The 11,423-nt window shown below is 68.3% G+C and carries 11 protein-coding genes; 6 read left to right on the top strand and 5 right to left on the bottom strand.

What is annotated here, in order from left to right; translation table 11 throughout:
- Positions 1-109: 109 nt before the first annotated feature.
- The gene (locus NBRGI_RS20025) at positions 110-655 is read left to right on the top strand and encodes a histidine phosphatase family protein (RefSeq protein WP_029898536.1); all 546 of its coding nucleotides are present in this window, start codon (positions 110-112) and stop codon (positions 653-655) included.
- Between the two features lie 6 nt (positions 656-661).
- On the opposite strand, the gene NBRGI_RS20020 is transcribed toward NBRGI_RS20025, so the two are convergent.
- A complete protein-coding gene (locus NBRGI_RS20020; protein ID WP_029898534.1) occupies positions 662-1,288 on the bottom strand; it encodes a TetR/AcrR family transcriptional regulator in 627 nt (208 codons plus the stop codon).
- Positions 1,289-1,356: 68 nt separating this feature from the next.
- Between NBRGI_RS20020 and NBRGI_RS20015 the strand changes: the two genes are divergently transcribed.
- Positions 1,357-2,304, top strand: coding sequence for a patatin-like phospholipase family protein (locus NBRGI_RS20015; RefSeq protein WP_029898532.1), 948 nt, complete (start codon positions 1,357-1,359; stop codon positions 2,302-2,304).
- Positions 2,301-3,137 (top strand): SDR family oxidoreductase, encoded by an 837-nt coding sequence (locus tag NBRGI_RS20010; protein ID WP_029898530.1) that lies wholly within the window; start codon positions 2,301-2,303, stop codon positions 3,135-3,137. The genes NBRGI_RS20015 and NBRGI_RS20010 overlap by 4 nt, the downstream gene beginning before the upstream one ends.
- Before the next feature lie 117 nt (positions 3,138-3,254).
- On the opposite strand, the gene NBRGI_RS20005 is transcribed toward NBRGI_RS20010, so the two are convergent.
- The gene (locus tag NBRGI_RS20005) at positions 3,255-4,412 is read right to left on the bottom strand and encodes a lipase family protein (RefSeq protein WP_029898528.1); all 1,158 of its coding nucleotides are present in this window, start codon (positions 4,410-4,412) and stop codon (positions 3,255-3,257) included.
- Between the two features lie 755 nt (positions 4,413-5,167).
- Between NBRGI_RS20005 and NBRGI_RS20000 the strand changes: the two genes are divergently transcribed.
- Entirely contained in the window at positions 5,168-8,641 is a 3,474-nt protein-coding gene (locus NBRGI_RS20000; RefSeq protein WP_029898525.1) for an indolepyruvate ferredoxin oxidoreductase family protein, read from the top strand.
- 122 nt (positions 8,642-8,763) lie between these two features.
- On the opposite strand, the gene NBRGI_RS19995 is transcribed toward NBRGI_RS20000, so the two are convergent.
- Entirely contained in the window at positions 8,764-9,063 is a 300-nt protein-coding gene (locus NBRGI_RS19995) for a hypothetical protein (protein WP_029898523.1), read from the bottom strand.
- 408 nt (positions 9,064-9,471) lie between these two features.
- Here NBRGI_RS19995 and NBRGI_RS19990 point away from each other — a divergent pair, with 408 nt between their 5' ends.
- Both NBRGI_RS19990 and NBRGI_RS19985 read left to right on the top strand, forming a co-directional pair.
- Complete coding sequence (locus NBRGI_RS19990; RefSeq protein ID WP_051727900.1) at positions 9,472-10,230, top strand: helix-turn-helix transcriptional regulator; 759 nt, start codon at positions 9,472-9,474, stop codon at positions 10,228-10,230.
- Positions 10,231-10,307: 77 nt separating this feature from the next.
- Entirely contained in the window at positions 10,308-10,565 is a 258-nt protein-coding gene (locus tag NBRGI_RS19985; RefSeq protein WP_029898519.1) for a DUF2283 domain-containing protein, read from the top strand.
- A 67-nt stretch (positions 10,566-10,632) separates the two neighbouring features.
- On the opposite strand, the gene NBRGI_RS19980 is transcribed toward NBRGI_RS19985, so the two are convergent.
- Together NBRGI_RS19980 and NBRGI_RS47580 are read right to left on the bottom strand one after the other, a co-directional pair.
- Positions 10,633-10,929 (bottom strand): hypothetical protein, encoded by a 297-nt coding sequence (locus NBRGI_RS19980; RefSeq protein WP_029898517.1) that lies wholly within the window; start codon positions 10,927-10,929, stop codon positions 10,633-10,635.
- Positions 10,930-10,942: 13 nt separating this feature from the next.
- On the bottom strand, positions 10,943-11,176 hold the full coding sequence (locus NBRGI_RS47580) for a hypothetical protein (protein WP_148310884.1): 234 nt from the start codon (positions 11,174-11,176) through the stop codon (positions 10,943-10,945).
- Positions 11,177-11,423 lie beyond the last annotated feature (247 nt).

The following is an 11,423-nucleotide window of genomic DNA, read 5'->3' as shown; positions in this document are numbered from 1 at the left end:
GCTGAGCGGGATCGCCGCCCGACCGCCGGTCGCCGACGTCGGTGTTCGCGCACCTGAGTCTGGCCTGAATACGCGGAGAGGCGGAACAGATAGCCGTACGCTTCTGGGCGTGCACAAGGTGCTGAGACTCGACCTGGTCAGCCATGGAATGACCGAGGCGATGCGGAAGGCACGTTTTCCAGTCGACGAATCGCTGACCGAAGCAGGCCGCCGCGCCATCTCCGGCAGCACCGCGCTGGCCGCTCCCCGGGTGCTCACCGGTCCGGAACGCCGGACGGTCGAAACGGCGGCGCTACTGGGCCTGCCGGGCGAAGAGGACACCCGACTACGTGATCTGGATGCGGGGGCCTGGCGCGGTGGCGCGCTGATGTCGGTGCCGCAGGACGAGCTGTACGCGTGGCTCACCGACCCGAAGTTCCGCGGCCACGGCGGTGAGTCCGTGGTGGACGTGATCGAGCGGACCAGATACTGGATGGCCGAGATCGCCTCCGAGGGGAAATCCACCATTGCCGTCACCCACCCCGCGGTGATCCGGGCGGCACTGCTGGTGACGCTGGACGCGCCGCCGAAGTCGTTCTGGCGGATCGATATTCCGCCGGGCAGTGTCACCCGGCTGCACTACCGCGGGGAATGGACGCTGCACTTCACCGCATGACGGCCGTCACGACGTGGCGGTGCTCTTCGCGGCGAGCGGACCCGTGCCGAGGGTGAGCAGCATGCGCAGCGCATCGGTGATCAACCTGGCCGGGATGGACGGGTCGATGGCGCGCTGCATACCCAGGCCGATGCCCATGCTGAGGATTCCCGTCGCGGCGTCCTCGACCGGGACCGGCAGCTCTATCCCGATCGTGTCGGCCAGCGTCTGGACCTGCGCGGCAACGGCGCCGCGCAGCACGCTGAGGCTGGACACCAGCGCCGCCTGCAGTGCCGGGTCGTCCCGGGCGACGGTGGCGAACTCGAATTCGAGCATGGTCCATCCGACGTCGCCGACGGTGCGCTCGGCCCACTCCTGGAATCGCTCCAGCCGCTCGTCGAAATCGTCGCTCGCCGCGAGCAGGTCGGTCACCTCTTGGAACTTGGTCGCATGGATCAGCTCGAGCACCTCGAGGCCGAGCTCCTTCTTGGTGCGGAAGTTCGAGTAGACGGCGCCCTTGGAGTACCCCGCCTCCTCGGCGACCCGTTCCAGGCTGGTGCTGGCGTAGCCGTCGGCCAGGAAGAGGTCGCGGGCCGTGGCGATCAAGTCCGCGCGGGTGCGGGCCTGGCTCTCGGATCGGGTCAGTCGTGCCATGCCGTGATTCTACGTACCGGAAGATTTCAGATACTGCTGGTATTTGAATTCTGCTAGTGTTTGAAACCATGGGTAACAAGAACGGGTCGCAGCGACGCGGCCTGGCCATCGGCTGTGGTGGCACGCTCGGTGCCGCGTGGATCGTCGCGGCGCTCGCCGCGGTCCGCGAAGTGCTCGACTGGGATCCGCGCGAGGCCGACGTCCTGATCGGCACTTCGGCGGGGGCGGAGCTGGTCACCATGCTCGGCAGCGGTGTCGCGGTGCCGGAGCTGGTCGCGATGCAGGACGGCACCTCGGCGAACCCGATCCTCACCGCGCACCTGCGGTCCGGTCCGGGGCGATTGCCGCCCGTGCCGCGCCCGCGCCTCGGCTCTCTCCGATTGCCGTTGCGGCGCACCGGGTCCGGGCAGCGGCTGCTCACCGCGGGCAGCGGGTTGCTGCCGGTCGGCGGCGGCGACGCGAGCTGGTTGCAGCAGCTGGCCGAGCGGCTGAATCCCGGCCGCGCCTGGGTGCCGCATCCGGCGACCTGGCTGGTGAGCATGGATTACGAAACGGGACAGCGGGTTCCGTTCGGTGCGCCCGACGCACCGACGGCCCCGCTGGGGGCCGCGTTGCGCGCCTCGTGGGCGGTGCCCGGGTGGTTTCCGCCGGTCGCGATCGACGGTCGCCGGTTCATCGACGGCGGCGCGGGTTCGACCGCCTCGGTGGATCTGCTCGTGCCGGCGAAGTTGGACGAACTCGTCGTGCTCGCTCCGATGGCCTCGAGCGGGAAGATCCCCGCGAGCGGGCCGGGTCACTTCCTCGAACGGCAGCTGCGCAATCGCATGAGTGCCGCGCTCGATGCGGAGATCGCCCAGCTGCGCGCCACCGGTACCAAGGTGCTGCGCATCGACGCCACCGCCGCGGATCTCGCGGTCATGGGCCCCAATTTCATGGACGGCCGCCGCCGTCTCGACACCTTCCAGCACAGCCTGACCAGCACACGCCGTGCGGTCGAACAAGGAGCCTTCGCATGAGAATTCTCGGTCACGGTTACCCCGGCATCGATCTGAAAGGCGCGCGGGTGCTGATCACCGGCGCCGGCCGCGGCATCGGGCAGTCCACCGCGGAACTGTTCGCGGCCAAGGGCGCCGAGGTGGTGATCGCCGATGTCGATACCGCGGCCGCCGAAACCGCCGCTGCCGCACTGGGCGCCGCGTCCGTCGAGCTCGACGTGCGTTCCCGGGGCCAGTGGGACAAGGTGATCGCCGATCTCGGCGGCGTCGACATCCTCGTCAACAACGCGGGTGTGATGCCCGCTGGTGCGTTCCTCGACGAGCCGGATGTGGTGGGGCAGGCCACGATGGACATCAACGTGTGGGGCCTGATCCACGGCATGCGCGCCGTCGCGCCCGGCATGATCGAGCGCGGCCGCGGCCATATCGTCAACGTGGCCTCGTTGGCGGGCAAGATCCCGGTGGCCGGTCTGGCCGTCTACAACGCGAGCAAGTTCGCCGCCGTAGGCCTTTCCGCCGCAACGCGTTTGGAGTTCGCGCCGCAGGGCATCAGCGTCAGCTGCGTGCTGCCCTCCGCGGTGCGCACCCGGCTCTCCTCCGGCCTGACCCTCGGCCACGGCATGCCCACCGTCGATCCCGAGGACGTCGCCGCCGCCATCGTGCGCACCGTCGACACCCGCAAGGCCGAGGTCGCCGTCCCCAACTACCTCGGCCCCATCGACGTCGCCCTCGCGGCCGCCCCCGAACGCGCCGTGCGCCTGGTACGCCGCCTCTTCGACGGTGACCGCGCCCTGCACCCCGCCGACGAGAAGACCCGCGCCGAATACGAAGAACAAGTCCGCAATATCAGCTGAGCCGCCCGGTATTCCACTTCGCACGCCGGCTTGGTCTGAACCACGAACGCCTGGCCTGATGGTCGGGTATGGCAGTGGCCCCGGAGTCGAACTCCGGGGCCACTTTTCAGGAAACGGTCAGCAGGTGGTGGGGGCGGGGTCGCCGCGGAAGCGGGCTTCCACGTAGTTCCAGGCTTCGACGAAGCCCGCGGCGGCGGTGGTCAGGTGTTCGGCGATCTCGTAGGGGCGGAACTCCACTTGTGCGCCCGCCTTGCAGTAGCGGTCGACTACCTCGGCGACCGGTGGGAAGAAGGTCATTTCATCGAAGCGGCCCTGCCAGATGAAGGTGGGGATGCTGGGGACGCCGTCGTAGTAGCGCAGGCTGTTCTCCCGCAGCACCTGGTGCGCGACCGGGCTGTCCATCAGGCTCTTCGACGCGGCCATCTGCTCGGCGTTGCGGAACGCGCCGTGGAACAGCAGGAACCGGCGGCAGGCGTCATGGGTGAATTCCCGGAACCACAAACCGTTTTCATTGAGCTGATCCGAAACCGGCAGCCGCTCAGGGTATTCGCGTTCCAGGCCCATCGCAGCGGCGAAGGCCAGGCCGAAGCCGGGGTGCGGCGCGAAGCCCAGCGCCATCGCCATCTCCTCGAGATCGGCGGGGATACCGCCCGCGACGGCGGCGGTGAGCTTCAGGTCGGGGGCGTAGGTGGGCTGCAACGCGGCCGCCCACGCGGTGGCCATGCCGCCGCCGGAGTAACCCGCAATGGCGACAGGCGAATTGCCGAGTCCGAGTTCGGTCACCTTCTGCACGGCTTTGACGCTGTCCAGCGTCATCATGCCGCTGAGCCGGGCGGCGCCGTAGGCCGAGGTGGGGCCGAGGTAGTCGGGTAGCGAGACCGCCCAGCCGCGCCCGATCGGCAGCATCGCGCCGACCGCGTCCTGGAGTTCGCCGTTGAACAGCGAGCGCGACGGGTTGCACTGGGTGCCAAGGGAGTTGATGAGCGCCTGGTAGGAGACCAGCGGCGGGTTCTTGACGCCGAGCGGCAGCAGCACCGTGGTCACGCCCATGACCGGCTTGCTCTGGGAGTTGGTGGACCGGAAGGCAACCTGCCAGCCCTCGGTCCCGACGTACGGGCCGGTGTCGATCTTGCGGGAACGCACGACATCACCGGGTTTCAGGTCCGCCAAATTCGCTGGCGCACTGTAGAACACATCCGGGTCAGGGGTGGGGTAAAGCGGCTGAGCGGTCGTCGCGGGCAGGCCGACCAGGCCCATCGAGACGATGCTCAACATCAGGATCGCGATCCTGAACGGAACTCTTCGCACGGCTTTCCTTCGAATATCGGCCGTCATCGACTCGCCGACCCCGACTTTCGTTCGGCAGTTCGGACGGACCACCACTGCATGGAGATCGCGGCGAACGTCGTCGTTCGCTGCGCGGACGGTAAGCAGGAACCCACAGCCGCACCGAGGGGCGGACCGGCACACCACCTTTCGACTCGACGCTGCGGATCGCCGCAGCAGGCGGCACCATCCGCAGCGAAAGTAGCGTCGCGACCGCGGCCCCGCGCACCCGGCCCCGGCATATTGGACAAGTAACAATGCGCTACCTGTGCACCTGCACAAGATCACTATTGCCAAACCGGCGCAACTCCTGCCCGTCGGCGACGGAAGCCGTTTGCTATCACCGCAGCAGGGCTGGCGTGGCGAAACGCGGTGGGCGGCGGCGCGCACGCCGACCGGCGCTGTCGCCGCCGATAGGGCGGGTCGCCGAGTCGTCGCTCCGCGCGTTCGCCGGGATGTCGCCGCGATCTGCGCCGTGCCGATTGCGCCGCGGGCGTGCGGGCCGCGCGGCACGGCCGAGTGGTGGCAGTCACAACAGACCGCACATCATGCATAGTGTGTGCCCATTCACAGGTGATCGAATTGGGCAACATGCTCAACAAAGTGAACAAAGGTTGTTCAAGTAGCGCTTTAAAGGCAGGGTATGCGGCAAGAAGTGCTCAACTAGGAAGGCGCCCGATCGGTGCTGACCGGAGGTGGACCGAATGACCGAGCTCGCCGATCACGACCTGATCCCGGCTCCGTATGACCTCGCCGACCGTTACCGCGTCGGCGCGGGCACCGTTGTCCTCACTGGCGTCCAGGCGATTGCCCGACAGCTGGTGGAACAGCACGTGCGCGATCTGCGTGCCGGGCGCCGGGTCGGCACCTTCGTTTCGGGATACCAGGGCAGCCCGCTCGGCGGCGTCGACAAGATGCTCAGCGGCATGCCGAATGTGCTGGCCGAGCACGACATCGCGTTCGTCCCCGGCTTGAACGAGGAACTCGCGGCCACCTCGGTGTGGGGGAGTCAGGCCGACCTGCCGGCCGGTACGGCCACGCACGACGGCGTCGTCGGCGTCTGGTACGGCAAGGGCCCCGGTCTGGACCGCGCGACGGATGCGTTGCGGCACGCCAATATGTACGGCGCGAACGCGCGCGGCGGCGTGCTGCTGCTCGTGGGCGATGACCCGGCCTCGAAGTCCTCGACGGTGCCCGCGGTGAGCGAACGCTCGCTGGCCGCGATGGGCATTCCGGTGCTGTTCCCGCGCAATGCCCGCGAGATCATCACGATGGGCCTGCACGGAGTCGCGCTGTCGCGCGCCTCCGGCTGCCTGGTCGCGCTGAAGATCGTCGCCGATGTGGCCGACGGCGCCTGGACGGTCGAGGGCAACGTGGGCGACATCGACATCACGGTGCCCGAGATCACCTGGGAGGGACGCCCGTTCAGCTACCTGCAGCGTCCGATGGCCGCGCCGACCGACAGCGTGATCGCCGAGGCGGACCTGTACGGGCCGCGCTGGGAGACGGTGAAGGCCTACAGCACGCTCAACGAACTCGACGTGATCGAGGTGAACCCGGCCCAGGCCACGATCGGGATCGCGGCCACCGGAACGACTTTCGACGCGGTCCGGCAGGCGCTGATCGACCTGGGCGTGGACGACGAGGCGCTCCTGCGGGCCGGTGTCCGGCTGCTGCGCATCGGAATGCCGTATCCGATTGCGCCGGAACGGGTCCGGGAGTTCGCCAAGGGTCTCACCCGGTTGGTGGTGGTCGAGGACAAGACGGCGTTCATCGAGACGCAGCTGCGCGAAATCCTCTACGGCACCGCCGATGCCCCCGAGATCATCGGTAAGCGCGACGCCGCGGGCCGCCCGCTGTTCAGTCAGGACGGCGAGCTCACCACCGGCCGGATCGCCAAGCCGCTGTGCCGCGCGCTCGACGGTTTCGTGGACATGAAACGACCGCTGCCACAGCCGTTGTCGCTGGCCGTGCTGCCCGCAAAGCGCGCAGCCTACTTCTGCAGCGGGTGCCCGCACAACCGCTCGACCGCCGTGCCGGAGGGTTCGCTGGCGGGCGGCGGCATCGGCTGCCACACCATGGTGACCATGTCCGGTCGCGAGGACAGCAAGGTCACCGGTCTCACCCAGATGGGCGGTGAAGGCGCGCAGTGGATCGGTCAGGCGCCGTTCACCGACGTGCCGCACCTGTTCCAGAACATCGGTGACGGAACGTATTTCCACTCCGGCCAGCTCGCCGTGCAGGCGTGTGTCGCGGCCAAGGTGAACATCACCTTCAAGCTGCTCTACAACGATGTCGTCGCGATGACCGGCGCACAGGATGCCGAGGGCGCGCTCGCGGTGCCGCGGCTGACGCACAAGCTCGCCACCGAGGGCGTCGCGCAGATCATCATCTGCGCCGACGAGCCGAAGAAGTACCGCAAGCGTGACCTGGCCGCGGGCACCCGGCTGTGGCACCGCGACCGGCTCGACGAAGCGCAGCGCATCCTGCGCGAGATCCCCGGCGTCACCGTGCTCATCTACGACCAGCACTGCGCCGCCGACGCGCGCCGTCAGCGCAAGCGGGGCACCCTGCCGGTGCGCCAGACCCGGGTGGTCATCAACGAGGCGGTCTGCGAGGGTTGCGGTGACTGCGGCGTGAAGAGCAACTGCCTGTCGGTGCAGCCGGTGGACACCGAGTTCGGCCGTAAGACCCGGATCGATCAGACCTCGTGCAACACCGATTACAGCTGCCTCGACGGCGACTGCCCGTCCTTCGTCACGGTGGAACTGCCCGATCCCGGGAAAGCCAAGAAGCGCAAGAGCATTCAGCGTCCGACCCCGCCGGTGCTGCCGGACCTGCGGCAGGATCCGCCGACCACGACGCAGAATGTCTTCCTCGCCGGCATCGGCGGCACCGGCATCGTCACCGTGAACCAGGTGCTGGCGACCGCGGCGCTGCGCGCGGGTTACGACGTGGCCAGCCTGGATCAGATCGGGCTCAGCCAGAAGGCGGGCCCCGTCGTCTCGCATCTGCGGTTCGTCGCGGGCGAACTGGAGCCCGCGAACCGGCTGACTCCCGGCTCCGCGGACTGCATCGTCGCCTTCGACCTGCTCACCGCGACCGACAACAAGAACCTGGCCTACGGGTCGAAGGAGACCACCCTCTCGGTCGCTTCCACCAGCAAGACTCCGACCGGTGACATGGTCTACGACAAGTCGGTGCAGTACCCGGAGACGCCCGCGCTGCTGTCCCGGCTCGAGCAGGCCTCGCGGGAACTGCGTTCGTTCGACGCGCTCGGCGCGGCGGAGGTGCTGTTCGGCAACACCGCGGCGGCCAACTTCCTGATGGTCGGCGCCGCCTACCAGCTCGGCGGTCTGCGGCTGCCCGCGGCGGCGATCGAGGAGGCCATCGAGATCAACGGGGTCGCCGTGAACGCGAATATCGCGGCCTTCCGGTGGGGTCGGGTCGCGATCGCCCGTCCGGACGAGTTCGCCGCGGCGTTCGGCCGTCCGCAGGCCGAGCGGGCCGAGATCGAGGTTCCGGCAGACCTTTTCGACACGCTGACCGCCACCGGTGAGACCCGGCGGCTGGTCGAGCTGCGCGCCGCGGAGCTGATCGGGTTCCAGGGCGTTCGGGTCGCCCGGGACTACGTGACGACGATGCAGCGGGTGTGGACGGCGCAGGAGCAGGTCACCGGTCGTACCGAGTTCAGCGAGCAGGTGGCGCGGGGTCTGTTCAAGTTCACCGCGTACAAGGACGAGTACGAGGTCGCGCGGCAGCTGATCGACCCGGCCTTCCTCGACCAGGTGGCGGGTCAGCTGCCCGAGGGCACCAACCTCACCTACAAGCTGCACCCGCCGATCCTGCGCGCGATGGGCCGCAAGAAGAAGATCGGCATCGGGCCGCGCGGGCACTTCGCCCTCAAGGTCCTGGCCAAGGGAAAGCGGCTGCGCGGCACCAAGTTCGACATCTTCGGCTACGCGCATGTTCGTCGCGTCGAGCGGGAACTGCTGGCCCACTACACGGAAATGGTGCTGGCACTGGCGGGTTCGCTCGACGAGGCGGGTTACGACCGCGCGGTGCAGGCCGCCGCGCTTGCCGACACGGTGCGTGGCTACGAGGGCGTCAAGCTCGCCAACGTGGAGGTGTACCGGAACAGCCTGCGCGAGCTCGGAATCGAGCCGCCGCAGGTGTGAAGCGGCGCGGCCTGGGCAGTAGGCCGCGCGCCTGGTCGAGCGTAAAGGCCACGCTCCCAGGCATATGAGAAGCGACCCGGAACCACATCGGTTCCGGGTCGCTTCGCTGTCGGGACCGTGCCTCAGGCGCCCGGCCTGCGGTGGCGGCAGACGGTGACGGCCAGGGTGGCCGGCGGGGTCAGCGTGAGAATCCCGAGCACGGCCACCACCAGCGGCGCCTGCGCGGGCAGGGCGAGGCACAGGGCGACCACGCCGGCGGTGATGACGAGGGCGAGTACGGACACGCCGAAGCCGTGCCAGGTCCGGCGGATGCCGAGCGCGCGGCCGCGCGGGGCCGGCACCGGGGCGAACGGCGCGGGATCGGGTGCGGGACCGGCCGCGGCGGCATCGCTGCGGACGGGATCGGGCGTGAGCAGAGGCACTGTCGTCTCTCAGGGTTCAGTGGACAAGTCGCGCAGGCAATACCCGTTCGCCGGCGGCTCAATCAGCCCGAATCGGACTGATTTTTCGGACACCGCCGTGGTCTGCCGACCCGGGATCGTGCGCCGGGTTCGGTCGAGGGCGACGAGCTTCGGGCCGGAGGCAATGCTGGATGGCCCGTCGGCGTGGTGCGGGGATCTCGTTGCCGCACGCTGAAGTTCGTACCTGACGTGCAGTCATCATAGCTTATGCGCATGGGGGCCTGTGCTGCGGCAACGTCTTCCGCGCGACTGTCGCCGGGGTCGCCGAGAGAGCTTCTCAAATCTGTTGCCCCGAAATGGAACCGATCGGGCATCGGCGGCGTCTAATCCCGTGACTAGACACAGTAAGGACAAAAGGTGGGGGTTTCCATGAACGCTTTGCAGCTGAGTCAGGGCATCGAGGCGACGGCCACGACCACCGCGTTCGCGCATCCGAGCCTGCGCGACTATCTGGATCCGGCAGACGGGCGGTGGGGCAGTCTGTTCGCCGCACCGTTGCGGCTCGAGTTCGCCGAGTACGACGAGTTGGGCGTCCGCCACGACACCGAGGGGGCGCCGATCGTGCTCCCCGTGCACACCGAGTGCCAGGCCGAAAAGCTGCGCTCGATCCGGGCGCGGCACGCCATGACCCTGCTCGTCGCGGTCACCAACGACGTCACCGGTCATTCGACCTACCTGGCGATCCGGGCCGGCGCCAACTTCGTCATCAACCTCGCGATCTCGATCGATCGGCAAGCCGAGGTCCTGCGTGCCCGGCTGCTCGACCATGTCAGCGCGCAGCCGAGAAGGCCGCGTCCGCCGGTCCTGGGCGCGGTACCCGATCGCGCCCCCGCCGCTCGCGAACCGCGCCCCGCCCGCGACACCGCGCCCGTCGCCCCGAACGGCCTGCGCGCCGCCACTCCGATCGGCCGCCCCGAGCTGGACGAATTCGACGCCCGCCTCCTGCGCATGCTGAAGACCTCGATGACCGTCGCCGAAATCGCCAGGCAGAATTACCTTTCGGAGCGGTCCATGTATCGGCGCATCCGTAATCTCTACGACGTCCTGGGCGTCTCGGGCCGCAACGACCTGGTGAACGCGGGTGCGCTCGAACCGGCCCGTGCTCCGCTCACCGTGCTTCGCGGCTGAGCTGCACGCCGATACGCACGAGCGAACGGCAGCCGACCGCGACAGTTGCCCAGAACCATGAAACCGAGGACCCGACTATGAACTCCGACCTCATCGATTACGTGAGCTGGGACGAACAGCACAACGTCGCATATCTCGCGCTACGGCAGAACACCGCCGGCCCGCGCTACGCCGCACGAACGCTGCCGGTCCAGGACGGTACGGGCCACGAAACCGTCGCCGCTCTCGATTTCGGCGCGGACGGCGAACTGATCGGCATCGAACTCCTGCGGGCCGACTCGCAGTTGAGCGCCGCACTGAAGGCGAAGGCGCGCACAGCATCCGACAAGGATTGATGAATCGTTCGGTGTGAACCGCACGGCACGTCGCCCAACGGCTGCCATCAGGGGTTGGCCGAGTGAATCAGTCGGCCGCAGTGGTGGACTCGGCCCAATCATCGAGTTCGGCCAGCCGGTCGGTGAGCACGAGCCGATTGTTCGCGGTGAGTTCGGTGCCGTCGAGAATCTTCTGGAACAGGTGGCGGTACAGCTCGACTGTCGCGCGGTCGTATTCGTAGCGGAACGCCGACTGGTCGTCGACACCGTTCGCCGCTTGTTCGATGCCGCTGTCCGCGGCGAATTGTGCCAGGCGAGTCACCTGTGCTTCGGTCAGACCGTCCGGGAACAGGATCTGCCACCGATGGGTATCGGTCTCGGTCATACGCGGCTCCTGCCTAATCGAAATCGAAGAACGTGGTGTCGGCGTCGTAGATCTCTTCGCGCGGATAGGCAAGGGCGCGTAGCCATTCGTCGAACCGGTGCACAGCGTCGCGCAGCGGGTCGAGATCCGTGGCGGTCAGCGGCTCGTCGGCCAGCGCTTTGCGCAGGACCCGACGGTGCGCGTCGACCTCGGCGCGGTCCAGTGCGCCGGAGTACCAGTAGCGCGGATCCCGACCCGCACGGAGCAAGTCCGCTGAGCCTGTCTCGCACATACCCTCCGCGACGGCGAAATCCGCTATGCGCGCGATGTTTTCCTTGGTGGTCCCCGGCTCGAATCGGATTTGCCACTGTCCGGCAGCGGCCGACCGCGCTGCTTCCGCAGCAGAACCCTCCGGCGTACTCGTCACTGTCGGCCCCCTGTTGCTGTCGATGTCCCGTCGCACCTACCGAAGCAGAAAAGCGGCCCGGAACTTGAAGTTCCGGGCCGCTTTTCGT

Origin of the sequence: Nocardia brasiliensis IFM 10847 (genome assembly GCF_000710915.1) — a bacterium.
Classification (GTDB): Bacteria; Actinomycetota; Actinomycetes; order Mycobacteriales; family Mycobacteriaceae; genus Nocardia; species Nocardia brasiliensis_A.
Note: the sequence above shows the minus strand (reverse complement) of the source record. Positions and strands in the feature narration are given on the sequence as shown.